23 protein-coding genes are annotated in these 23047 nt (G+C 69.9%); 16 read left to right on the top strand and 7 right to left on the bottom strand.

Features of this window, described 5'->3' with window-relative positions; all coding sequences use genetic code 11:
• Nucleotides 1-106: 106 nt before the first annotated feature.
• The 7 genes from PUT80_RS09910 (at nt 107) to PUT80_RS09880 (ending at nt 7533) form a co-directional block, all read left to right on the top strand.
• Nucleotides 107-541, top strand: a complete 435-nt coding sequence (locus PUT80_RS09910; protein WP_037816186.1) for a DUF1707 domain-containing protein — start codon at nt 107-109, stop codon at nt 539-541.
• 162 nt (nt 542-703) lie between these two features.
• Nucleotides 704-1000, top strand: coding sequence for a chorismate mutase (locus PUT80_RS09905; protein WP_009072470.1), 297 nt, complete (start codon nt 704-706; stop codon nt 998-1000).
• 57 nt (nt 1001-1057) lie between these two features.
• On the top strand, nt 1058-1363 hold the full coding sequence (locus PUT80_RS09900; RefSeq protein WP_037816187.1) for a hypothetical protein: 306 nt from the start codon (nt 1058-1060) through the stop codon (nt 1361-1363).
• 347 nt (nt 1364-1710) lie between these two features.
• A complete protein-coding gene (locus tag PUT80_RS09895) occupies nt 1711-3378 on the top strand; it encodes a hypothetical protein (RefSeq protein WP_275291702.1) in 1668 nt (555 codons plus the stop codon).
• Nucleotides 3379-3630: 252 nt separating this feature from the next.
• Nucleotides 3631-4530 (top strand): hypothetical protein, encoded by a 900-nt coding sequence (locus tag PUT80_RS09890; protein WP_275291701.1) that lies wholly within the window; start codon nt 3631-3633, stop codon nt 4528-4530.
• A 212-nt stretch (nt 4531-4742) separates the two neighbouring features.
• The gene (locus tag PUT80_RS09885) at nt 4743-6386 is read left to right on the top strand and encodes a serine/threonine-protein kinase (protein WP_275291700.1); all 1644 of its coding nucleotides are present in this window, start codon (nt 4743-4745) and stop codon (nt 6384-6386) included.
• Nucleotides 6387-6399: 13 nt separating this feature from the next.
• Nucleotides 6400-7533 carry a serine/threonine-protein kinase gene (locus tag PUT80_RS09880; RefSeq protein ID WP_134667623.1) on the top strand — a complete coding sequence of 378 codons (1134 nt, stop codon included), beginning with the start codon at nt 6400-6402 and terminating at the stop codon, nt 7531-7533.
• 7 nt (nt 7534-7540) lie between these two features.
• Here PUT80_RS09880 and PUT80_RS09875 read toward each other — a convergent pair whose 3' ends face one another.
• Nucleotides 7541-8443, bottom strand: coding sequence for a LysR family transcriptional regulator (locus PUT80_RS09875; RefSeq protein ID WP_037816192.1), 903 nt, complete (start codon nt 8441-8443; stop codon nt 7541-7543).
• Between the two features lie 104 nt (nt 8444-8547).
• Between PUT80_RS09875 and PUT80_RS09870 the strand changes: the two genes are divergently transcribed.
• Nucleotides 8548-9456 (top strand): DMT family transporter, encoded by a 909-nt coding sequence (locus PUT80_RS09870; RefSeq protein WP_037816193.1) that lies wholly within the window; start codon nt 8548-8550, stop codon nt 9454-9456.
• Here PUT80_RS09870 and PUT80_RS09865 read toward each other — a convergent pair.
• Together PUT80_RS09865 and PUT80_RS09860 are read right to left on the bottom strand one after the other, a co-directional pair.
• Nucleotides 9453-10121, bottom strand: coding sequence for a response regulator transcription factor (locus PUT80_RS09865; protein ID WP_009072456.1), 669 nt, complete (start codon nt 10119-10121; stop codon nt 9453-9455). The genes PUT80_RS09870 and PUT80_RS09865 overlap by 4 nt on opposite strands.
• A 44-nt stretch (nt 10122-10165) precedes the next feature.
• Nucleotides 10166-11440, bottom strand: a complete 1275-nt coding sequence (locus PUT80_RS09860) for an ATP-binding protein (protein ID WP_043835317.1) — start codon at nt 11438-11440, stop codon at nt 10166-10168.
• Nucleotides 11441-11679: 239 nt separating this feature from the next.
• On the opposite strand from PUT80_RS09860, the gene PUT80_RS09855 reads away from it, so the two are divergent.
• The 5 genes from PUT80_RS09855 (at nt 11680) to PUT80_RS09835 (ending at nt 16025) form a co-directional block, all read left to right on the top strand.
• Entirely contained in the window at nt 11680-13134 is a 1455-nt protein-coding gene (locus PUT80_RS09855) for a hypothetical protein (protein WP_275291699.1), read from the top strand.
• Between the two features lie 66 nt (nt 13135-13200).
• The gene (locus tag PUT80_RS09850) at nt 13201-13698 is read left to right on the top strand and encodes a hypothetical protein (protein ID WP_275291698.1); all 498 of its coding nucleotides are present in this window, start codon (nt 13201-13203) and stop codon (nt 13696-13698) included.
• Nucleotides 13695-14261: a DUF3558 family protein gene (locus tag PUT80_RS09845; RefSeq protein ID WP_275291697.1), complete on the top strand. Its 567-nt coding sequence runs from the start codon at nt 13695-13697 to the stop codon at nt 14259-14261. Before PUT80_RS09850 ends, PUT80_RS09845 begins: the two co-directional genes overlap by 4 nt.
• A gap of 251 nt (nt 14262-14512) precedes the next feature.
• Nucleotides 14513-15802: a PspC domain-containing protein gene (locus PUT80_RS09840; protein WP_275291696.1), complete on the top strand. Its 1290-nt coding sequence runs from the start codon at nt 14513-14515 to the stop codon at nt 15800-15802.
• A complete protein-coding gene (locus PUT80_RS09835; protein WP_037816197.1) occupies nt 15795-16025 on the top strand; it encodes a hypothetical protein in 231 nt (76 codons plus the stop codon). The genes PUT80_RS09840 and PUT80_RS09835 overlap by 8 nt, the downstream gene beginning before the upstream one ends.
• Before the next feature lie 46 nt (nt 16026-16071).
• Here the strand turns inward: PUT80_RS09835 and guaA are convergent, their stop codons facing one another.
• On the bottom strand, nt 16072-17628 hold the full coding sequence (guaA, locus tag PUT80_RS09830; protein WP_275291695.1) for a glutamine-hydrolyzing GMP synthase: 1557 nt from the start codon (nt 17626-17628) through the stop codon (nt 16072-16074).
• Between the two features lie 117 nt (nt 17629-17745).
• Here guaA and PUT80_RS09825 point away from each other — a divergent pair, with 117 nt between their 5' ends.
• Nucleotides 17746-18291 (top strand): DinB family protein, encoded by a 546-nt coding sequence (locus PUT80_RS09825; protein WP_037816199.1) that lies wholly within the window; start codon nt 17746-17748, stop codon nt 18289-18291.
• Here the strand turns inward: PUT80_RS09825 and PUT80_RS09820 are convergent.
• The gene (locus PUT80_RS09820) at nt 18224-18871 is read right to left on the bottom strand and encodes a rhomboid family intramembrane serine protease (protein ID WP_275291694.1); all 648 of its coding nucleotides are present in this window, start codon (nt 18869-18871) and stop codon (nt 18224-18226) included. The genes PUT80_RS09825 and PUT80_RS09820 overlap by 68 nt on opposite strands.
• A gap of 129 nt (nt 18872-19000) precedes the next feature.
• Here PUT80_RS09820 and PUT80_RS09815 point away from each other — a divergent pair, with 129 nt between their 5' ends.
• Nucleotides 19001-20446, top strand: a complete 1446-nt coding sequence (locus tag PUT80_RS09815; RefSeq protein ID WP_275291693.1) for an aldehyde dehydrogenase family protein — start codon at nt 19001-19003, stop codon at nt 20444-20446.
• Nucleotides 20447-20451: 5 nt separating this feature from the next.
• The gene (locus PUT80_RS09810) at nt 20452-20904 is read left to right on the top strand and encodes a GNAT family N-acetyltransferase (protein WP_275291692.1); all 453 of its coding nucleotides are present in this window, start codon (nt 20452-20454) and stop codon (nt 20902-20904) included.
• On the opposite strand, the gene PUT80_RS09805 is transcribed toward PUT80_RS09810, so the two are convergent.
• Both PUT80_RS09805 and PUT80_RS09800 read right to left on the bottom strand, forming a co-directional pair.
• On the bottom strand, nt 20892-22355 hold the full coding sequence (locus PUT80_RS09805; RefSeq protein WP_275291691.1) for an FAD-binding oxidoreductase: 1464 nt from the start codon (nt 22353-22355) through the stop codon (nt 20892-20894). The two genes, PUT80_RS09810 and PUT80_RS09805, sit on opposite strands and share 13 nt — an antisense overlap.
• A complete protein-coding gene (locus tag PUT80_RS09800) occupies nt 22352-22996 on the bottom strand; it encodes a TetR/AcrR family transcriptional regulator C-terminal domain-containing protein (protein ID WP_037816204.1) in 645 nt (214 codons plus the stop codon). Before PUT80_RS09800 ends, PUT80_RS09805 begins: the two co-directional genes overlap by 4 nt.
• Nucleotides 22997-23047 lie beyond the last annotated feature (51 nt).

The raw sequence follows: 23047 nt of genomic DNA, 5'->3' as shown, positions 1-23047 counted from the left end.
ACAGTCCCGGAACAGCCACGGGGTCGGCCTGCGCTTCCGGACGTACGCCGCAGTGTCGCCTCGCGTCCGACGCGCGACGCCGCCGCGGCGCGGAGCATCGAATGGCATGGACGACAAGATTCCCGCCCGGCTGAGGGCTTCCGACGGCGATCGCGAGCGCGTCGCCGAGACCATCCAGGCCGCCGGTTCCGACGGACGGCTCACTCTCGAAGAGGTGGAAGAGCGGCTGCGCACGGTCTACGCCACCCGCTACACCGACGAACTCGGCGAACTCACCGCCGATCTCCCCCGGCCTGCTCCTGCCCGGCCGCGCGGCGGCGGCTGGCCGCTGACCCGGGCCGCGCTGCGCGAACATCCGGCGCTGCGCGTCCACCTCGGCATCGTCGCCGTGCTCGCGACCTTGCTGATCGTTCGCTGGGCGATCGGCGGCGCGTTCTTCTTCTGGCCGGCGATGCCGTTGTTCTGGCTGTTCATCAGCCTGGTGCTGCACGCGCGGGTGCGGGCGTTCCGCGGGCGGCCGGGCGCGCCTGTGCCATACTGAATCCGTGCGGCACAGCAGCGAGCGATTTTTTTACGGGACCCGGACTCCGGCTCCCGTGATCGCGTAGTGCCCCACCCGCCATCACCCGCAGCCCCGGAGTCCACTGGACCCGGGGCTTTCGCCGTCCCTGGGACAGGGAGTCCGGACTTCAGAGAGGTCCCGATGAACGCGCAGACGCAGAACGCCGACGGACAGCCCGCCGAGCACACCCCGGCGGGCGAGGACATCTCGTCGCTTCGCGAGGAGATCGACTGGCTCGACTCCGAAATCCTCCGGCTCGTGAAGCGCCGGGTCGAGGTGTCGAAGACCATCGGCGCGGCCCGGATGGCCGCGGGCGGCACGAAAATCGTCTACAACCGCGAGATGGACGTGCTGGCGCGCTACCGCGAACTGGGTCCGGAGGGCCGTCAATTGGCGATGCTGCTGCTGAACCTCGGGCGCGGCAGGCTGGGCCGCTGACCCGGTATCCGGGGCATCCCCGATTCGCGCGGCAGGGAAACCGGGCAGACTGGACACATGATTAACCTCATCGCCGTCATCATCGCGATCGCGAGCGTGCTGGCGGCCCTCGGCCACGTCGGCTACCTGGCGCTGCTGAACAACGCGGCGGGCAAGCGGGCGGGCGGGGCCCCGGTGGCGCAGTACGTGCGCAGCCGCTGGGCTCTGGCCGGCGGCGCCACGGCGGCCTCGCTGTTCGCGTGGCTGCTCACTTCCGGCAACGTCGTGCTGGACGTTCTCGCCATCGTCATCGCGGTCGGTAGCGGCGCGACGTCGATGAAGGCCCTCCAGTCCACGCAGGCGAAGTACCGCAGCGGCGGCTGACGAGGCCCCGAACTGGGCAAACGCCGGGCGGGACGCTGCGCTGCGTGACGTGCCGCCCGTTCGGGCGCGCCCGGTCGAGTGAAACCGGTGCAAGTTGCAGGATGGGTGAAGACATTCGCCTGCCGGTTTCCTACTGTGAAGTCCGTGAGGACCCTGGCGTCTGCGCCGGGCTATGCCCGGAGGACGCGCGGGAGCTGCGGCTCCGCGCGCCGTTCTCCGCGTGCGCGTGCATTTGCGCGGGAGTTCGCAAGTGTGGACGCAAGCGTCGTTCTCCTCATCCCTGCTCCGTTCGGGTTGACGCCGGCCCCGGTGCCGTCACGCCCCCCTCGCGGAGGGGTCGGACCGGCATGACGGGAAACACGATGGACGGTCGGCGGCACGCGGACCGTCCCGGCGCGGTGTCGGACGCCGAGGTCACCGTTCCCGGACGGCACCGCGTCCGCGCCGACGGCACCTGGACTCCGGTGGTGCCGCCCCGCACCGCCGGACATCACCGGCACCGCACCGGTGCCGTGTCTGCCGTCGACGGCGCTCCGGTGCAGCGGGGCAGCGAGAACCCGCGGCTGCGCGGCGCACCGGCCCCGCGCGCGAACCGCGTGCCCGACGACGGGAACCGCCCGGCCCCCAACCAGCCGGTTTTCCCCACCGCGAGCGGCACGTTGCCGATCGGCGAACCGCCGTTGCCGCAGCCGCAGCGCCGCCGGGCGACGAGCGATCGCCGTGCCCCCGTCGAACCCCCGCGCCGCCAGGCCTCCGCCCCGGACCGGCTGGCCGAGCCTCACCAGACTGCCGCTTTCCCCGGACAGCCGTCCGAACCCCGCAGCCGCCAAACCGCCGCCCAGCCAGCCGCTCCCCAAGACCAGCAGGTCGCGGCCCCGCTGGCCCGTCAGCCCGAATCCCGCGCCGCCTTCGCTCCCCCGCAGGACCGGATCCCCGAGGAGCACCGCGCCTTCGCCCCGCCGGAAAGCGCACTCCCCCAGCCGACCCGGCGCACCCGGCAGGAACGCGTCGCCACCACCTCCGCCGCGCTGGCCAACCGGCCGGAAAGCCCCCGCGAGCGGGTCGAGCTGAACCCGGTCGCGGAGGAACCGCCCCGGCGCCAGCGCGTCACGCTCGGCGAACCGGCCGTATCGGCGCGGGAGAGCCAAGAGCAGCAGGACGACGAGGTGCGCGTGTACGCCGCGCCGCTGCTGGACGGCCTCGGCACGTTCGATCTCGGCTCGGTGCCCGCGTCGGTCACCCCGCCGAAGACCTGGCGCAAGGCCGCGTGGTTCGCCACCGGCGCGTCCGGCGCGGTGGTCGTCGGACTGCTGTTCGCCGGGACGTTCCTGGTCGGCGGGCCCACCACCACGACGACCGACGCGGTCGGCGGCGGCGGCTGGCCCGGCAGGCAGAACGGCGGCAACCCGAACCTCAGCGCGCTCATCCCGAACGGGCAGCACGGCGGGGTCGGCGGCAGCGTCCCGCGCAGCGACTCCAGCACCAGCCCGGACGGCGTCACCTCGGACAACGGCACGCATCCGCAGCAGGGCTCCGGGCCGAACAGTTCCGCGAGCAGCAGTTCGGCAGGCGTGACCACGTCGGCGGGCCCCGGCACCGGCACCGGCAGCAGCACGTCCGCGCCGACCACCACGGACTCGCCCTCGTCCAGCGAGCCGCCGCAGAAGCCGCCGGTCACTCCCGCTGAGCGGGAAACGAAAGGACCGCCGGTCTTCACCGCCGGCGACGCGGACACGATGGGGAACAACTCGGAGAAGTTCTTCAACAACGTCACAACTGACCCGTCGGAGGCCTCGTCGGTCACGTCCGGCGACCTCAAGCAGCAGGGCCCGCAGGGGCTGCGCAAGCGCTACGCCGACGTCGCGTACTTCGAGGTCAAGAAGGTCACCATCGACCCGCAGCACGGCACCACGGTGAACACGGTCGAGGTCACGCACCAGGACGGCAGCAAGAGCACCGAGCAGCAGACGCTCACCTTCGACGACAACGGCAAGATCACCGACGACGGGCGCTGACCAGCACACTGTCTGCAAATGCCGATGCACGTGCGGTGCGGTGAGCGGTTGTTCCCTCGTCCGGTTGGGTGACATAAGCTGCCGTTCGTCGTACGACGGCGGCATTCCGGCGACGGAGTCTGGCGGCAGCCGGTCGGCACAGGGTTACCTGGCGACTACGAGGTCCGGGCCGACCACGAATCGCCTCGGACCGCCCCGGGGACACCGCCACCGTGTCGTGTCCCGCCCCGAACCCCCAGAGCGAGGACTTTCGTGCTTGAACGGCAGCGAACCCGGCGAGAACCCGACGCCGTGCGCGTCGAGGACGTGATCCCGCCGGAACTGCTCGAGGACGTGGCCGAGGCCGACCGCGAATATCTCGAGCAGGTGTTCCGCGAACCGCAGAAGTACCTGCCGCCGCGCACCCGCCGCCCGGTCGCCCAGGCCGCGGAACCGGTCGAAGAGCCCGAAAGCAAGCTCGCCCGCCGCGCGAAGCTGGCCGGGCTCGTCGGAGCGGGCGCGCTCGTCGCCGGCGCCGTCGTCACCGCTTCGCTGCTCAGCGGCGGCCCGCGACCCACCGTGCCGGTCGCCGGAGGAGCCGCGATGCCCGCCGGGTTCAGCGGCGCGGCAGCGCTCGGCGGACAGGCCGTGCCGCAGCAGCGCAAGGTCCACTCGTCCGGCGGCACGACGTCGGGGCAGAGCGAAAGCACGACGCAGTCCCAGCACACCGGCTCCACGGCCACCACGCCGTCGAACTCGGGCACCACGACTCCGGAAACCACTTCCGGCACTTCGTCGTCCGCCTCCTCGAGCACCGCCCCCTCGGCGGAATCGCACAAGAAGTCCGCCACCTCGTCGGCGGCCGCGCCGGATCCGGTGAAGCTCGAAGCGGTGCGCAAGTTCTACGCCTCGGTCGACCACCAGCCGGAGAACGCGCTTTCGCTGCTCAGCCCGAGCGCCGCGCGCGGCGAAACGGGCGATCTGGTCCGCGCGTGGAGCGGGGCCGACTCGATCGACGTCCAGGAACTGCACGTCCAGGACGACGGTTCGGTCTTCGCCGTGGCGCTGGTCCACCAGGCCGACGGAACCCTCTTGCGCGTGACCCAATTGTTCGACGTCGTCGAGCAGGATGTGATCTCGCAGGCCCGCGTCCTGTCCGCGGTCTACTCCTGACCTGCGCGAACGTGGTTGTGCCGGGTCGGCCGAAGTGTGCCGCGTGCGTGTGCGCAGAGTGAGCGCCTAGCCTTGTCACGGGTCGGTCTCGGCAAAACCGGCACACGGTCCACAGCAGGTGCCTACGCTCCGGTGCTGCGGCGGGTTCGAACTCACCCCTTTGGGGTAGAACAGTCCCGCCCCGGGAAGTCGGAGCCCCAAAGGGAGGTCGCGTGAGCGACGAGGGTCGTCTGGTCGCCGACCGGTACCGGATCGTCGGGAAAATCGGTTCCGGCGCGATGGGGGCCGTCTGGCGCGCCCACGACGAGGTGCTGGGCCGTACGGTCGCCATCAAGCAACTTCTTCTCCAGCCCGGGCTGGAGAACCACGAGGCGGAGGACGCCCGGCAGCGCACCATGCGCGAGGGCCGGATCGCCGCCCGGCTGCACCACCCGAACGCGATCACCGTGTTCGACGTCGTCACCGACGACAACGGCCAGCCCTGCCTGATCATGGAATACCTGGCGTCCACCAGCCTGGCGCAGGTGCTGCAGGAAAAGGGCACCCTGCCGCCGATGGAGGTCGCCCGGATCGGCGCGCAGATCGCCGCCGCCCTGCGCGAGGCGCACGCGGTCGGCATCGTGCACCGCGACATCAAGCCGGGCAACATCCTGCTCGCGGGCAACGGCACGGTGAAGATCACCGACTTCGGCATCTCGCGGGCCAAGGACGACGTCACGGTCACCAAGACCGGGATGATCGCGGGCACCCCCGCCTACCTGGCCCCCGAGGTCGCGATCGGCGGCGACCCCGGCCCCGAGTCGGACGTCTTCTCGCTCGGCTCGACGCTGTACGCCGCCTGCGAGGGACAGCCGCCGTTCGGTCTGTCCGAGAACACGCTGAGCCTGCTGCACGCGGTCGCCGCGGGGCAGATCAACCCGCCGCGGCAGTCCGGTCCGCTGGCGAGCGTGCTCGCGGTGCTGCTGCACCCGGAGACCCAGCACCGGCCCACCGCCGACGAATGCGAGGAGCTGCTGGCCGCGGTCGCGCGCGGCGAGACCCCGCTCGGCGGTCCGGACGCCGACACGATGATGGCCTCCTCCTCGGGCACCCTCGGCGCGGCCGCGCTCGGTGCGGCGGGCGGAGCGGCGGCCGCTGGTCTGCTGCATCCCGACGACGAGCAGGCCAGCCACTCCGGCACGCTGCTCGACGACCCGGGCGTCACCCAGCAGTACGACCCGAGCGCGCAGCAGTACTACGACGAGGACCCGTACCCGCCGGGCTCCGGCTACCCGGAAGACGACTACGACGACCGCGGCTACCAGCAGGACGGCTACCACCAGGAGCCGCCGCTCTACGGCGACCCGAGCCGCAACGGCCTCGCCGCCACCCGCGCGGTGCCGGTGCCGGACCACTACGAGGACGACCCCTACGACGAGGAACCCGCGCCGCGGACCCGCGTGCAGACCGCGCCCGAGGACGACGAGGACGAGAAGCCCGGCGCGTGGAAGAAGCCCGCGATCATCGGCGGCGTCGTGGTCGTCGGCCTGGTCGCGCTCGGCGTGTGGCTGCTGACTCCGGGCAATCCGCCGGACGCTTCGCAGCCCGCGCCGCCCGTTTCGTCGTCCGCGGTCGCGCCGACGTCCGTCACACAGCCGCCTTCGGAAGCAACCACTACGTCCCCGCCTACGTCTTCCCGGGAAAGCGCGACCCGCGAGACCCAGTCGACGCGGCACTCGCGGCGGACCACTTCTGCGGAGGACACTCCGACGCAGGAACAGTCGAAGACGCGGGAGAGCACGCCGGACAAGCCGACAAGCTCGAAGGAAACGGCAACGTCGGCACCGACGACGGCAAGCTCGGCCAGCGGCGGATGATTCAGGGACAGCATTGAGTTCAGAAGGCAGCATCGTCGGCGAGCGGTACCGGCTCGACCAGCCGATCGGGCGCGGACGCGCGGGCATCGTGTGGCTCGCGTTCGACACGCGGCTGTTCCGGACCGTCGCCGTCAAACGCATGTACCTGCCCGTCGGCCTGCCGCCGGACCGTGCCGAACAGGCGCGCGCGATGGCGATGGAAGAGGGCAAGGCCGCGGCGCGGATCGATCATCCGTGCGCGATCACGGTGTACGACGTGCTGCCCGACGGCCAGGACGTGTGGCTGGTGATGGAGTACATCCCGTCGCGCGGGATGTCGGTTTTCCTCGCCGAGCACGGCCGGCTCACTCCGGAGCAAGCCGCGTTCCTGGGCATCCAGCTCGGCGACGCGATGGCGTCGATTCACTCGGCGGGCATCGTCCACCGCACGCTCGAACCGAACACGGTGCTGCTCGCGGACGACGGCAGCGTCAAGCTGACCGACATCGGCATCACCGGCGGCGGTCCGCACGCCGCTTACCGAGCGCCTGAGGTCACGCGCGGCGCACCTCCGTCTGCAGCTGCAGACGTGTTCTCGCTGGGCGCGACGCTGTACACGGCGGTCGAGGGCGTGCCGCCGTTCGGTGACGACGGACAGTCCCCGGAACGACCGCCGGAGAACGCCGGCCCGCTCGCCGGGGCGTTGCAGAAGATGCTGCGCGCCGACCCGGCTGCCCGGCCGACCATGGACGACACCGTGCACGCGTTGAAGGCGATCACCGTCGGACGCGAGCAGACCGCGTTCATCCCGCCGACCGCGCCCGCGTTGCCGACCCTTCCGGCGTCGCGGCCGCTGCCCGCGCAGCCGCCCAATGTCCCGGAGCCGACCCAGCAAATTCTGCCGCAACAACAGCCGCAGCAACCGGCTCCGCTGATGCAGCTTCCGGTCCAGCAGGTGCCGCAGGCTCCCGCTCCGGCGCAGCCAATGCAGCAGCAGACGATGCAGCAGCCGACCGCCCGGTACACGCCCACTCCGGCGCAGCAGGCCGCGTCCGCGCAGGCTGTTCGGGAGAAGGCGGCGGCGCGGCGGCGGATCATCCTCACCGTCGCGGCGATCCTGTGCGCGATCCTGATCGGGATCGGCGTTTCGCAGCTGCTGTTCGTCTGAGCCGATGTCAGGCGACGTTCTCGGTCGCCTCTTGCATGGCTTCGAGGAACGTCTGCACGGCCGGGCTGCCCGCGACCCGTGCGGCCACCGCGGCGTGAATGTGCCTGCTCGGCTGGGGATTGCGGACCCGGCGCACGACCACTCCCGGATGCGGAGTGCCTAGCCCCAGCTCCGGCACCAGCCCGACGCCGAGCCCGGCGGCGATGAACCCTTGCGCCGACGGATAGTCCTCGGACTCGACCACGACGTTCGGATGGAACCCGGCCGACGCGCAGGCGCCTTCCAGGATCGCGCGGCAGGCGCCGGGGATCGGGTCGACGCCGACCCACGGTTCCTCGGCGAGGTCGGTGAGGTCAAGGACGCGTTTGCGAGCCAGCCGGTGCGCCCGCGGCAGGACCGCGCGGTACGGGTCGTCCAGCAGCGGCACCAGCTCGATGCCCCGGCCCGGCTCCGACGGCCGCGGGTACACGATGATCGCCAGGTCAGCGCGACCTTCCTCGACCTCGGTGAGCGGATCGCCCGGGTCGATGAGCTTGAGATCGAGCCACACGCCGGGGTGTTCGCGGCGCAGCGCGGCCACCGCGTACGGCACCATCGTCGCGCCCGCGGTGGCGAAGTAGCGGATGGCGAGCTTGCCGGTGCGGCCTTCCTTCAGCTCGGTGAGCGCGGCCTCGGCTCGGGCCAGCTCCGCGCTGAGCGTCTCGGCGTGTTCGGACAGCAACGTCCCGGCCGGGGTCGGCTGGACGCCGCGGCCGACGCGTTCCAGCAACGGCGTGCCCGCTTCGCGTTCGAGCACCGCCAGCTGCTGGCTGATCGCCGACGGCGTGTAGCCGAGATTCCTCGCCGCGGCAGTGATCGAACCGCTCGTGATCACCGCGCGCAGCACCTGCATGCGCCGTACATCGAGCATGGCTCGATCCTACAGCTTTGCTTAATTGTCCCTGCAGTTATTTTCGCTTGTCCTTACACCTTGCTGCGGCGAAGCTGGCTAGCGAGGCAAAGGAGGAACCTGGGGTGGGCGAGTCGAAGACGCTGCTGAGGATCGCGGCGCTCGCGTTGATGTGGGGATCGAGTTTTTTCTGGATCAAGCTCGGGCTTGAAGCGCTTTCCCCGGTGCAGCTGGTGCTCGCGCGGCTCGTGCTGGGCGCCGTGGTGCTGCTGGCGCTGTGCCTGATCGGGCGGCGGAGCCTGCCGTCGCGACGGAGCACCTGGGGGCATCTGCTCGTCGCGGCGTTCTTCCACAATGCCTTGCCGTTCCTGCTTTTCGCGGTCGGCGAGACCACCGTGGACTCCGGCATCACCGGGGTCCTGAACTCGACCACTCCGCTCTGGGTGCTCGTGGCGGCCCCGTTCCTCGGGGTCTCGAACCGGATGACCGCGACGCGGATCGCCGGTCTGGTGATCGGGCTCGGCGGGATCCTGCTGATCTTCGCGCCGTGGCAGGCGTCCGGACTGCTCAGCTGGGGTGCGCTGGCGTGCCTCGCCGCGGCGGCGAGCTACGGGTTCGCGTTCGTCTACGAAGGCCGGTACCTGTCGAACACCGGCTCCTCGCCGTACGCGATCGCGGCCGGGCAGATGCTGCTGGCCACGGGTTTCCTGGTGCTGGCCATGCCGTTCGGCGGGCTGACGCCGGTGCACCTGAGCCCGGTCGCGCTGATCGCGGTGGTGATCCTCGGCCTCGGTTCGACCGGGATCGCGTTCGCGCTCAACTACCAGCTGCTGGCGAGCGAAGGCGCGGTGGCCGCTTCGGTGGTCGGCTATCTGCTGCCGGTGGTGTCGGTGCTGCTGGGCGCGGTTTTCCTGCACGAGCAGCTGAACCTGCGCGTGATCGCGGGCATGGTCGTGGTGCTGCTCGGCGTCGCGTTGACGCGGTTGCAGCGCAAACCGGCCGTGACCCCGGAAGAAGAACTGACTCCGGCCTAGACGAGACGGCGGTCCGAGGCCCAGCGGGAGAGCTCGTAGCGGTTCGACAGCTGGGTCTTGCGCAGGACGCTCGACACGTGCGTCTCGACCGTCTTCACCGAGATGAACAGCTCGGACGCGATTTCCTTGTACGCGTACCCGCGGGCGAGCAGGCGCAGGACGTCGCGCTCGCGCGGGGTGAGCAGGTCCAGTTCGGGGTCGTTGATCGGCGCGGACCCGGGACGGTCGGCGAAGGCGTCGAGGACGAAACCGGCCAGGCGCGGGGAAAACACCGCGTCGCCGTCGGCCACCCGGACCACCGCGCGGACGAGCTCCTTCGACGAGATCGTCTTGGTGACGTACCCGCGCGCGCCGGCGCGGATCACCGCGATGACGTCCTCGGCGGCGTCGGAGACCGACAGCGCGAGGAACACGACGTCCGGCAGCTCCGGGCGCACGCGGCGGAGCACCTCGGCGCCGCCGCCGTCGGGCATGTGGACGTCGAGCAGCACGACCTGCGGACGCGTGCGCGCGATGCCGGCGACCGCTTCCGCGACCGACCCGGCCTCGCCGACCACCTGCACCTCGTCGGTGATCGAATCGAGTTCCGTGCGCACTCCCGCGCGGAACAACGCGTGGTCGTCCACGAGGAAGACCTTGACCGGTTCCCGCTGGCTTTCCGTCACGACTGCCCACTCCCTCGCTTCGCCTGCCCCCGAGCATAGCGAGGTCATGCCACCCCTTTGGCCGCCTTCACCGGCATGGCGAGCTGGACTTCGGTGCCTTCGCCGGGTGCGGTGCGCAGCTTGCAGGTGCCGCCGTGGCGTTCCATCCGGCCGCGGATCGAGTCGGCGAGGCCGTGCCGGTCGGCGGGCACGACGTCCGGGTCGAAGCCTTTGCCGCGGTCGCGCACGAACACGGTGACCTCGGTGGGTTCGACCTCGGCGAACACGCTGACCTCGGCGACGCCTGCGTGCTTGGCCGCGTTGACGATCGCCTCGCGCGCGGCCTGAACCAGCGCGGTGAGCGGCGGGTTCAGCTCGGCGTCGCCGACCACGACCTGGCCGACCGAGATCGCGAACTGGTCCTCGACCTCGCCGCACGCCGCAGCCAGCGCCTCGGACAGCTGCTGGCGGGTGCCTTCTTCCTCTTCCTTGGTCCGCTTGTCGCTGGGTTTGCCGTAGCCGCCGGGGCCGTACAGCCAGCCGCGCAGCTCGCGTTCCTGGCCGCGGGCGAGGCGCGCGACCTCGGCGGGCTGGTCGGCCTGGCGCTGGATCAGCGCGAGGGTCTGCAGGACTGAGTCGTGCAGGTGCGCGGCGATTTCGGCGCGTTCGTCGGTGCGGATGCGGGCCTGGCGTTCCTCGCCGAGGTCGCGGACCAGCCGCAGCCAGAACGGGACGGTGAGCACGGCGACGCCGATCAGCGTCGCGAGCACCGCGATCAGGGCGAATTTGACCTGGTCGAAGTCGCCGCTGGCGAACACGACGAAGCCGATGCCGGTGGCGACCAGCGCGACCCCGGCGAGGATCCGGACGAACGCGGCGAGCCTGCCGCCCTCGCCGACCAGCCCGTCGCGGGCACCGACGCGCCAGCGCCGCCGCTGCGATTCGTCCGCCTCCCGCCAGACGACCGCCGCACCGAGCGCGGCGAGCGCGAGCGGCACGGCGACCCAGCCGCGGATGGCGCCGGTCAGCGTGCTGCTGGCGATCGCGAGCCCGATGCCGAGCGCGATCAGCCCGTACGCCTGCTGGCGGTCGCGGGCCTTGGGCGCGGTTTCGGTTTCCTCGGCACTCTGCGGGACGAACACCCAGAGCAGGCCGTAAGCGAGCAGGCCGGCCCCGTTGAGCGCGGCCAGCAACGCGAACACGACGCGGACCCAGACGACCGGAACCCCGAGGTGATCGGCGAGCCCGCTCGCGACGCCCGCGACGGCCCGCCCGGAGCGCCGCCGGTACATCTTGGGCCGCGATTCGGGTTCGGCGACCTCCATCGCCTGGGCGGACATGAGTGCCGAGGGCTCCTCGGCGGTCGAGGAAACCCGCCCCGGGGCACTGATGTCGAGAAAGTCCTGCACGAGTCCCATCGTCACACGCGGGAGCGGCCCGGACATCGGGGAAGGCCCTGATCCACTCCCCCAGATGGCCGCCGGTGAGGAAATTCCGCGAACCTCCCTGCCGCCCGCCGGGACTCGGTACGATGCAGGGGGCGAGCGATCACAGTGCGTACACGGGGCGGGGAGGCCGGATGACCGAGCAGCATCGCGCGGAACACGTCGAGTCCGCAGGCGATTACTACGCCCGGACGCAGAACGTGAACCAGATCTTCGCAGCCGGCGAGGACTCGCCGGAGACGCGCAGCGCGACTGAACGGGACGCCTCGCAGTACTCGGTCCAGCAGGGCCAGCAGCTTCTCCAGGGCCAGCAGACCAGGGGCGACGCGCCCGCGCCGGACGCGAATTATGCGTCGTACAGCCACGAAGACCTGCACAAAATGGTCAACGAGGGCTTGAACTTCAAGGGCATCAACGAACGCAGCCGCGTGACGAACTTCTATGGCAACTGGCTCGCGGACGCGTCCAACGAGTTCCGCAACGCGGCCGACACCGCGGGTGCCGAATGGCAGGGCACGGCCGCGACGCAAGCGCATTCGTTCTTCCAGAGCACGGCGGACCACACGGAAAAAACCGGCAGCGCGATGCAACTGGTGTCGAACCGCTACTCCCAGCAGTCCGCGGCGGCCGACTACGCGCACAAGAACATGCCGGAGCCGACCGGGTTCGACCAGAAGGCCGAGATGGCCAAGGCGACCGAGCAGTTCCAGAACGGCAACCCGTTGCAGGGCGTGATCGCGATGGGCGACATGGCGGCCAAGCAGCAGCAGGCCGACGCGGCGCATCAGCAGGCTGTCCAGGTGATGCACGGGCTGGACACGACGTATCACGAGACGTCGACTACGCAGCCGGTTTATTCGCCGCCGCCGCAGATGAACAACGACAGCACGCACGCGAGCAGCGCCTCGCCGGTGACCGTGTCCGGTGGGACTTCTAGCGGGCCTTATGTCGGTCCTGGCGGGTCCGGTCCGGTGACTGGCGGGCCGGGGAACGGGTTCACGGGCACGAACCCGCCGCTTGGCGGTCCTGCTCCGGTCACCTCCTTCCCGTCCGGGGGAAGCGGGAATCCTCCAGGCGTTCCTTACAGCCCTGGGCCGGGGATCAACACCGGTACTGGGCCACTCAGCAACCCTGCGATGTCAGGGGGAGGGAACAACCTCCGGACCACTCCGGGCATCGGCGGCCGTCTTTCTCCGGAGGGCCTCGCTTTGGGCGGGGGCGGTGTCGGGAACTCCGGCTCCGGCGAGGACACGCCGCGCAGCCGGTCGGGCGGCGCTGGCCGGGGTGGTGCTGGTGGTCGGGTGACTGGCGGTGCTGGTTCGGGTGGCTCCGGGAAGCCGGGCGAGTCCGGTGGCAAGGGTGCGGCCGAACGGCTTGAGCGCGGGGCTACTGCTGCCGCGAACGCCGGGAAGGGCGGGAAGCCTGGTGCCGCGGGTGCTGGCGCGGCGGGAGCCGGGAAGAAGAAGGAAGAGGACAAGGAACACAAGAACAAGATCCCGACACAGGTCGATCCGGACGAGGTCTTCGAGGTCAAGCCGGAACGAGGACCGGACGGGGAGAAGATCACTCCCCCGGTTCTCGGCGGCTGAGCCGCGCAGGGCACTTCTACAAGCCCCGTAGCCGTCGCACCTCAAGCGCAGACACAGGAGCAGCCGATGCCAGGAATCGAAGTAAATCCGGAACCGATCTCCGCCAACTCGTCCGCCGCCGACACAGCGGGCAATGCCTTTCTGGCGGGTCTTACCGAGGGCCCCGGCAGCCACGAAGCCGCGGTAAAAATGCGCGATGCCGGAAACACGCTGAAGACGTTGGCGCAGAACGGGGCGTTCGCGGTCAACGAGGCCGGGTTCGACGCTTACTTGAAAGCGTGCAACTTCTTCCTGGACGGCTACCGGGACATGCGCTACGACCTGAATCTCTTGACTCAGGCCGCGCAAATGGGCAGCTTCGGCTACGCCGAAAAAGTGGCGGAATTCAACACCAAAGTCGCCGGGGGCGACACCGACGCGATGATCCCCAACTTGGACCTGATGCACAACGGCGTCAAGGCCGCTCTCGAAGCCTTGACCATCGCACGCGAAAATTACCAGAAGAACGAATCAGATAACACTACATCGTTTGCCGAACTTAACAAGAAGCTGGAAAATTCGTGACGAAGACTCGCCGAACCATCGGGGCACTCGGTGTCACCACGTTGGCCCTGGTTGGTGCAGCAGCCTGCAGCAACCCCGTCGACGGCGCGGCAACGCCGACCACATCCGCCCCCGCGGCAGCCAGCAGTCCCGCTTCCATTTCCGGCAACCCGTTCGCTTCACTGGACCAATGCCAGCTGCTCGATCAAATCCTGGCCGGCCAGGGGTTCCCGCCGGCGCAACCCTCCGTCGCGGACTCCAACCGAAGCTGCCGATCAGCGAAAAAATCCCAAAACGCCGCGACGGACCCAGCTGCCGAAGTCGGGATCGCGCTTCAAAATGGCCAGAAGTACACGGACAACATTCAGAACCCCAGTTCCGCACACAATGGGAATATCGACGGCCGAAAGCTGATCGAACAACGCGACCTGCTGGGCTCTCCGGGCGGGTGCCAGGTAGGAATGGAGGTCGGGCCCAACGCCCGTGCCCTGGTGATCGTCCTGATCAGTGACGATACCCAGGCCGCCTGCAAAAAAGCCGAAGATGTCGCCACCGCTCTAGACAAGCGACTTCCGCGCGGCTGAAAAATACCCATAACCGCGTGCATTAATGCCATAGAACGCGCCGGGCCGGATTCTCAGCGGCATGGCGTTGTTCGAACTTCGCTCGTGCGCATCCTGCGGCACGGCAGCTGACCTCGCCAAGAAGTTGACCCCTTCGCCCCCAAGGCTGGCCCCCGGCCGGCCCAAAGCCCTCCACCAGGGCCGTATCTCGGGGATAACCTCAGGGACCTTCCCCGATGTGCCGCCCCACTCCATCGACCATGCTGTGAAGCATGAGTGGTGCGAACGACGTGCGGCCTCCCCGTACGAACCCCCTGAACGGGTTCGAGGAGACCGTCAAGGACTTCTGGGCCAGCAGGCCTCGGCGGCCGCACTCGGGTCGGAAGGTTGCTGGGGTCGCGGCTGGGCTGGGGGATCGCTACGGGATTGACCCGGTGGTGATTCGGGTCGCGTTGGCGGCGGCGACCGTTTTCGGGGGGTTCGGGCTGGTGCTTTACCTGCTCGGCTGGTTGTTCTTCCCCTCCGAGGGCGACGAGGTTTCCGGCTTCGAGGCGTTGATCGGGCGCGGGCAGTCGAGCATGACGAAGGCCTTCGCGGCCGTGCTCACGGTCGCGGTGATTCCGGTTGTCGGGTGGACGTTCGGCGGCGGCTGGTTCGACGGCGGCGGCCTGATCGGGTTCGCGTTGCTCGCCACGTGCCTTTATCTCCTGCATCGCACCCGCGGGCAGGACAACCGACCGGCGCCGGTCGTCGCGTTCGCGGCGGACGGAACCGCTTCCGGAACCGGAGCTTTCACGATGAACAGCGACACCCCGACTCCCGCGGCGGCGGCACCGGGCTGGGATCCGCTGGCCGCCGACCCGGCGGGCTGGGATTTGCCCGATCCAGCGGCGCCGGCGCCCCCGCCGCCTCCGACCGGCGACTACAACGACTCCCCTAAGCCCTGCGGGCGACGGTCCAAGATCGGGGCTGCCACGTTCGGGGTCGCGGTGATCGTGGCCGGCGTTGGCGTCGCGCTCGCGCTGAACGGGTTCGACTGGTTCTCGCTGCGGCACATCATCGGCATGACGCTCGCCGTGCTGGGGGTCGGGCTCGTGGCGGGGGCGTTCGCTCGCGGCGCACGCGGTCTGATCGGGCTCGCGATTCCGCTGTCGGTCGCCGGGATGGTGCTCACGACCAGCACGTTCGACAACCTCGACGTGCGCGGCGGCGTCGGCGACCTGTCCGCCACTCCGCGTACGGTGGCCGAACTGCAGCCGGTCTACCGGCACACCGCGGGCAACATGAAGATCGACCTGACCCAGCTGGCCGCGAGCGAGCCGATCACCACCACGGTCTCCAACGGCGCCGGAAACACCGAGGTCATCGTGCCCCGCACCGCGGACGTGACGTTCACCTGCGAGAACAGCGCCGGTGAGGTCGACTGCCTGAACCGCACGTCCAACGGCGTCGGCCAGCCTGCCGTCACCGGGACCGACAACGGCGACGACAACGTCGGCGGACAGAAGATCACGCTCCACGTCACCAACGGCGTGGGCCAGGTGGAGGTGCGCCGTGGCTGAGAACCCTTACTCCTACGACGAGCCCGAAGCCCCGGCGCGCCGCCGCGGGGTCGACTGGATCACGCTGGTCGTCGGGGTCGCGACGCTGCTCGTGTCCGGCTACGTCCTCACCGACGGCTCGAGCTGGCTGCCGACCTTCGACTTCCGCTGGATCATCGCGGGCGGCGCGGTGTTCTGCGGGATCCTGATGCTCGGCGCGTCGTTCCGCAAACGACGGCCCTGAGACACAAAAAACGGGGCCCGGACATTTCCGGGCCCCGTTTTTCACGTCATTCCCACTCGATGGTGCCCGGCGGCTTGCTCGTCACGTCCAGCACCACGCGGTTGACCTCGGACACCTCGTTCGTGATCCGGGTCGAGATCCGCTCCAGCACCTCGTACGGCAGCCGCGTCCAGTCGGCGGTCATCGCGTCCTCCGACGACACCGGGCGCAGCACGATCGGGTGGCCGTACGTCCGGCCGTCGCCCTGGACGCCGACGCTGCGGACGTCCGCGAGCAGCACCACCGGGCACTGCCAGATCTCCTGGTCCAACCCGGCCGCGGTGAGTTCCTCGCGGGCGATCGCGTCCGCCTCGCGCAGGGTCTCCAGCCGGTCCGCGGTCACCTCGCCGATGATCCGGATGCCGAGGCCCGGCCCGGGGAACGGCTGGCGCTGCACGATCGTCTCCGGCAGCCCCAGTTCGAGCCCGACCCGGCGGACCTCGTCCTTGAACAGCAGCCGCAGCGGTTCGACCAGCTCGAACTGCAGGTCGTCAGGCAGGCCGCCGACGTTGTGGTGGCTCTTGATGTTCGCGGTGCCCTCGCCGCCGCCGGATTCGACGACGTCCGGGTACAGCGTGCCCTGCACGAGGAACCGGTAGTCGCCCTGCGCCTTGAGGTCGCGCTCGGCCTGCTCGAACACGCGGATGAACTCGCGACCGATGATCTTGCGCTTCTGCTCCGGGTCGGTGACGCCGGCCAGCGCGTTCAGGAACCGCTCGCGCGCGTCCACGGTGACCAGGTTGACCCCGGTCGCGGCCACGAAATCGCGCTCGACCTGGGTGCGCTCCCCCGCGCGCAGCAGGCCGTGGTCGACGAACACGCAGGTCAGCCGGTCGCCGATGGCACGCTGGACGAGGGCCGCGGCGACCGCGGAGTCAACGCCGCCGGACAGGCCGCAGATGGCCCGTCCCTCGCCGATCTGCGCGGCGACCGCGGCGACCTGCTCGTCCACAATGGACGAAGTGGTCCAGCCGGGCCGCACGCCGACGATCTCGTACAGGAACCGGCGCAGCACCTCCTGGCCGTGCGGCGAGTGCGCCACCTCCGGGTGGTACTGCACGCCCGCGAAGCGCCGCTCGACGTCCTCGAAGCCAGCGACCTCGGCACCGTCGGAGCTGGCCGTGACGACCGAGCCCTCGGGGGCCTTGGTGACGCTGTCGTTGTGGCTCATCCACGCCGTCTGGTGATCGGGCAGCCCGGTGTGCAGGACGCCGCCCTCGCCGACGATCCGCACGTCGGTGCGGCCGAACTCGCGCACGCCGGTCGGCTCGACGACGCCGCCGAGCGCGCGGGCGAGCAGCTGGTGGCCGTAGCAGATGCCGAGGATCGGCACGCCGGCCTCGACCAGCTTCGGGTCCATCGCCGGGGCGCCCTCGGCGTACACGCTCGACGGGCCGCCGGACAGGATGATCGCGGACGGGTTCTTGGCGAGCAGCTCCTCCACGGTCGCGCTGGACGGCACGACCTCGGAGAAGATCTGCGCCTCGCGCACGCGACGGGCGATCAGCTGCGCGTACTGCGCCCCGAAGTCCATGACGAGTACCGGACCGGTGGGAGTGGCCACCCAAGACCTCCAGGTATCAGCGCTTTTGCCACCATCGTCCCAGGTGGGCCCCGTCACGTCGGCAATGGCCCCGTAATGAGGACAGCCGCTGTCCGCGAACCGGCTTACCGTTCCCGCATGACCAACGACTGGACCAACGAACTGACCGAGCAACTCGACTGGCACTGGCAGCACCACGTGCGCCCGAAGCTGGAGGGACTGACCGACGACGAGTACTTCTGGCAGCCGGTCGCGGACTGCTGGACGGTGCACCCCCGCACGAGCGAGAACGACCCGGGCACCGGCGACTTCACGGTCGATTTCTCGTTCCCGGAGCCGACTCCGCCGCCGGTGACCACCATCGCGTGGCGGCTGGCCCACATCATCCCCGGCGTGCTGGGCATGCGCTCCGCATCGCACTTCGGCGGACCGCCGATGTCCTATCAGGACTTCCCGTACGCGGGCACTGCCGACGAAGCGCTGAAGCAGCTCGACGACGCGTACGCGACCTGGATCGCCGGCGTACGCAGCCTCGACGCCGAAGCGTTGGCGCGCCCTTGCGGTCCCGCTGAAGGTCCGTACGCGGAGCTCTCGATGGCCGCGCTCGTCCTGCACATCAACCGAGAGATGATCCATCACTGCGCGGAGATCCTGCTGCTGCGCGACCTTTACCGAAACCGGTGACCAGCAGCCCCAGCGCGATGCCGAGCAGCGCGGGCATGCCGTGGTTGTCGTGCAGCACCGTGTCGAGCACAGCCAGCGGCACGATCAGCAGCGCGGCGCGGTAGAGCGCTTGCGGCGGCTCGGCGTCGCGCGCCCGCCACACCACGACCGCGAGCGCGCCGAGCAGCCCGGCGACGCACATCGAGTTGCCCGCTCCGACCGGGTTCAGCCAGACGTAGCTGAGGTACTGGCCGAACAGTCCGCAGCCGAAGTACAGGACGAACCAGGACACCCGGCCGAGGCACCATTCCGCGAAGGTGCCGACCGCGGCGAGGGCGAGCAGGTTGAAAATCCCGCCGAAAATCTTGCCGTCTTGGAAGAACATGCCGGTCAGCAGCCGCCACCACTCTCCGGCGTCGATCGCGGTGGCGTCGCGCTTGAAGCGGTCGAAGAGCGCCGGATCCGCCAACTGGGCAACGAGCACTACTGCGGTCACAAGAAACACCGCGCCGGTCAGCACCGGACGGCGCGGTGTTCCGACCCGCGCGAAGAAGGCCCGCGACGGGCTTTCGGTCCAACGAGAGGCCACCGAGTTCGTCATGGGCCGAACGATATGCCGGGCGGGTGCCGGGGACCCCCGACAAATGTCATCTCGACGCCAGGACAGAAGCCACAATCGAAGGACCGAGTCCGGCGTGCCGGGCCTGGCGCTCCCTAATACCTTGAGCCCATGGACACGATCACCCCACAGCCGCGGGCCGCGTGGATCGCCGGTCAGGCTGAGCAGGGCGCGAGCACCCTCGTGGTGCACCACCCGTTCGACGGCAGCGAAGTGGCGACGGTCGCGGTGCCCGGCGCTGACCAGGTCGAACGGGCGGTGGCCGCGGCGGCCTCGGTCGCGAAGGAGTTCCGGCGCACGCCCGCCCATCAGCGCGCGGCCGCGCTGGAGCAGGTTTCGCGCGGGATCGCGATGCGGGCCGACGAACTCGCCGAGGTGATCACGGCCGAGAACGGCAAGCCGCTGAAGTGGGCCGAGGCCGAAGTGAAGCGCGCGGTGTCGGTGTTCCGGATCGCGGCCGAGGAGGCGCGCCGGTTCAGCGGCGAAATGCAACGGCTCGACGCCGATCCGTCCGGTGATGCCCGGCTCGCGCTGACCCGCCGGGTGCCACGCGGACCGGTGCTCGGGATCGCGCCGTTCAACTTCCCGCTGAACCTGGTGGCGCACAAGGTCGCGCCCGCGCTCGCGGTCGGCGCGCCGATCATCATCAAGCCTGCCCCGCGTACGCCGTTGTCCTCGCTGATCCTCGGCGAACTGCTTGCCGAGACCGACCTGCCGGAAGGCGCGTTTTCCGTGCTGCCGCTGGGAAACGAGGAAACGCAAGCGCTCGTCGCCGACCCGCGGCTGCCGGTGGTTTCGTTCACCGGTTCGGGCCCGGTCGGCTGGTCGATCGCGGACGCGGCGGCGCGCAAGCACGTGGTGCTCGAACTGGGCGGCAACGCCGCGGCGGTTGTGCTGCGCGACTGGCCGGATGTCGAGGGTGCCGCGCAGCGGATCGCGACATTCGGGAACTATCAGGCGGGCCAGTCGTGCATCGCGGTGCAGCGGGTGATCGTGGACGCGGCGATCGCGGAGGAGTTCGTGCCCGCGCTGACCGAGGCCGTCGAAGCGCAGCAGACCGGCGATCCGTACGACCGCAACACCGACGTCGGCCCGGTCGTCGACGAGGCGGCCGCGGAACGGATCATCGAGTGGGTCGAGGAAGCCGTGGCCGGTGGTGCCCGAGTGCTGACCGGCGGAACCCGTTCGGGCGCAACGGTTGCGCCGACTCTGCTGACCGACGTGCCCGCGGATGCCAAGGCCTGGTCGGAGGAAATCTTCGGGCCCGTGCTCGCGGTGTCCATTGTGGATGGTGTGGACGAGGCTTTCGCTTCGGTGAACGCGTCCGCGTACGGACTGCAGGCTGGGGTTTTCACCAGTGACGTGCAGCTGGCCTTCCACGCATCGGCGGAATTGGAGGTCGGCGGCGTGATCATCGGTGACGTGCCGTCGTACCGCGCGGACCAGATGCCGTACGGCGGTGTGAAGGGATCGGGCATCGGCCGCGAGGGCGTGCTGTCGGCGATGAACGACCTGACCGAGGAACGGGTCACGGTTTTCACCGGGGTCGACCTCTGACCACAGTGGACCTGCGACGGGCAACGGCCGCTGACGCACGCGACATCGCCGACGTGTGGCTGCGGTCGTTCTCCGCCGCATTGCCGACAGTTCGCCGCGCCCACGATGACGACGCCGTGCGCTGGTGGTTCGCGAATGTCGTGGTGCCGCAGCAGGAAACCTGGGTCGCGGTCGCCGAGTCCACTGTGGCCGGACTGCTCGTGCTCGACGGCGCGGAACTGGCGCAGCTCTATCTCGACCCTCCGTGGCGCGGCCGCGGAATCGGCGACCAGTTGGTCGACTTGGCCAAACAGCTCCGCCCCGGCGGGTTGACCCTGTGGACGTTCCAGGTCAACGAGCCAGCACAACGGTTTTACCGCCGCCACGGTTTCGTCGCCGTCGAATACACCGACGGGCAGCGAAATGAAGAGGGTGAGCCAGACGTGCGTTACGCCTGGCCCCCGCCTCAAGCAGACTGAGCGAAATTGAAAACCCCGTTGGGGTCGTACTTCTTCGCCACCTGGTCCAGCCGGGCCGCGTTGTCGCCGTAGTAGGCCGACTTCCAGTCCGGCAGGTCCGGGTCGATGTAGTTCACGTAGCCGCCGCGCGCGCCCGCGTCCGCCAGTCCACCGACCACAGTGGACACAGACTTGCGGGCGGCGTCCTGGCTGCTCGCCGTCGCCGGGGCGTAGACCTGAATGCTGGCCAGCGCTTTCCGGTGCGGGAATGCCGTTGCGGTGGGCGCGATGTCGCCGACCGCGCCGCCGAGGCCGTCGATGAGCAGGTCCATTCCCTTGTGCCCGGAAGCGAGGTCGGCGATCTTCCCGCCGTCGACCGGATCGGTGATGATGCGTGACGACGCCACGAAGGTCTGCCGTTCGGAACTGCCGGAGAAGTAGTTCATCGCCGCGCCGTAGCTGAGGGTTTTCATCGTGCGGCTGGACGGCGTCACCGAGAATCCGCTGAGCGCCGACGTCAGGCCCGCCGAACTGCCCACGAACGCCCCGCCGACCCGGCAGGCTCCGCTCGGGCCGCCGGAAACCACGCAGTTCGACCACAGTTCGGGCGGGGCGCTCGGCAACCAGCGCTGCCACGCGTCGACCACGTCGCTCGCCGAACCGGACGGGAATTTCAGCGAAAACACCGTGACGGTCGGCGCTTCCACCGTGGTGAAGGTGAACGACGTGACCACGCCGAAGTTTCCGCCCCCGCCGCCGCGCAGTGCCCAGAACAGGTCGTCGTCCGCTTGCGCGCTCACCGTGCGCAGTTTGCCGTCCGGCGTGACGATCTGCGCGGACTGCAGCCGGTCGCAGGTCAGGCCGTATTTGCGGGTCAGCACGCCGATTCCGCCGCCGAGCGCGAGCCCGGCAATGCCGACGGTCGGGCACGAACCCGCGGGCAGGCAACGACCGGCCTTCGCGAGCGCCGAGTAGACGTCGCCGAGTTTCGCGCCCGCGCCGATCACCACCTGGTCGCCCTGCACGTCGACGCCGGCCATGCCGCCGACGTCGAGCACCAGCCCGCCGTCCGGCGCGGAGTACCCGGCATAACTGTGCCCGCCGCTGCGTGCGGCGAGCGGAACCCGCCCGCCGGCCGCTTCGACGCACGCCTGCACGTCCTCCGGCTTCGCGCATTTCGCTACCGCAGCGGGATTGTGTCCGTCGAAAAGCGGATTGAACGCCCGCTTCGCGGTGGCGAATCCGTCGTCGGAAGGAAGCACGAGGTCGCCGGAAAGTTTGCCGCGCAACGCGTTCCAGTCCGGCGGCCCGGACGGCTTCGAGCTGGTGCTCGGCGGTACGGACGTTCTCGTCGTCGGGCTGGTCTGCGGCACCGACGGTCCCGGTTTCGCTGTGCAGGCCGCGGCCACCGCGCCCACCGCCGTCAACCCGGCGGCGCGCAGGAACGTCCTTCTCCCCAGTGTCATGTTCATTCAGACGCCTCAGACCGTGAATGGGTTGCGAAAAGTCCAGCGAGTAATGCCCGAAGGGCGAATTCGAACCGCTCGGCGTGCCGGGCCCCGTCTCGCAGGGCTTGCGCGAGCAGCGGAAAGCGGTCCTCGTCAAGGTGCGCGAGACTGTCCACATCGGACTTCGCGCCGGGCGTACGGCCTGCCTCGGCGAGCGTGTGGCCGAGGACGAAGGTCATCACGGCGTTCACCATGTCGAGTCCGCGCGCCGGCGGCAACTCCAACAACCGCAATGCGGTTTCGATCACCTGCAACGACTCCGGGCTGACCGCGGGGCGGGTCGCGGCGAGCGGCAGCACGCCCGGATGCGCGAGCAACTGCTCCCGGTACGCGCGGGCGACCCGGCCGAGCCACTGCTGGCCGGACTCCCCCGGCTCCGGCTCGATCCCGGCCAGCGCCGAGACGAGCCGGTCGACCAGTGCGTCGAACAGCGCTTCCTTGTTCGGCACGTAGTGGTAGAGGGTCATCGCCTCCACGCCGAGTTCCGCGCCGAGCTTGCGCATCGACAGCGCGGCGATGCCGTGCTCGTCCACGAACGCGAGCGCGGCGTCCACGACCCGCTCCCGGGTCAGCCCGGCACGCGGCCGGGCCCTCCGATCGGACACTGGTCCCCCTTGACGTTTCTTACGCCGTAAGGTACCACTGTGCTCGTCTCT

Source organism: Amycolatopsis sp. La24 (genome assembly GCF_029087445.1).
Lineage (GTDB): Bacteria > Actinomycetota > Actinomycetes > Mycobacteriales > Pseudonocardiaceae > Amycolatopsis > Amycolatopsis nivea.
This window is presented reverse-complemented; position numbering and strand designations above follow the sequence as displayed.

Excerpts from the sequence above, each read along its gene's own strand:
- PUT80_RS09895 (WP_275291702.1), top strand. The coding sequence starts at position 1,711 with ATGACGGGAAACACGATGGACGGTCGGCGGCACGCGGACCGTCCCGGC.
- PUT80_RS09840 (WP_275291696.1), top strand. The coding sequence starts at position 14,513 with ATGAGTGGTGCGAACGACGTGCGGCCTCCCCGTACGAACCCCCTGAAC.
- PUT80_RS09905 (WP_009072470.1), top strand. The coding sequence starts at position 704 with ATGAACGCGCAGACGCAGAACGCCGACGGACAGCCCGCCGAGCACACC.
- PUT80_RS09815 (WP_275291693.1), top strand. The coding sequence starts at position 19,001 with ATGGACACGATCACCCCACAGCCGCGGGCCGCGTGGATCGCCGGTCAG.
- PUT80_RS09875 (WP_037816192.1), bottom strand. The coding sequence starts at position 8,443 with ATGCTCGATGTACGGCGCATGCAGGTGCTGCGCGCGGTGATCACGAGC.
- PUT80_RS09825 (WP_037816199.1), top strand. The coding sequence starts at position 17,746 with ATGACCAACGACTGGACCAACGAACTGACCGAGCAACTCGACTGGCAC.
- PUT80_RS09820 (WP_275291694.1), bottom strand. The coding sequence starts at position 18,871 with ATGACGAACTCGGTGGCCTCTCGTTGGACCGAAAGCCCGTCGCGGGCC.
- PUT80_RS09855 (WP_275291699.1), top strand. The coding sequence starts at position 11,680 with ATGACCGAGCAGCATCGCGCGGAACACGTCGAGTCCGCAGGCGATTAC.
- PUT80_RS09910 (WP_037816186.1), top strand. The coding sequence starts at position 107 with ATGGACGACAAGATTCCCGCCCGGCTGAGGGCTTCCGACGGCGATCGC.
- PUT80_RS09805 (WP_275291691.1), bottom strand. The coding sequence starts at position 22,355 with ATGAACATGACACTGGGGAGAAGGACGTTCCTGCGCGCCGCCGGGTTG.
- PUT80_RS09900 (WP_037816187.1), top strand. The coding sequence starts at position 1,058 with ATGATTAACCTCATCGCCGTCATCATCGCGATCGCGAGCGTGCTGGCG.
- PUT80_RS09850 (WP_275291698.1), top strand. The coding sequence starts at position 13,201 with ATGCCAGGAATCGAAGTAAATCCGGAACCGATCTCCGCCAACTCGTCC.
- PUT80_RS09860 (WP_043835317.1), bottom strand. The coding sequence starts at position 11,440 with ATGTCCGCCCAGGCGATGGAGGTCGCCGAACCCGAATCGCGGCCCAAG.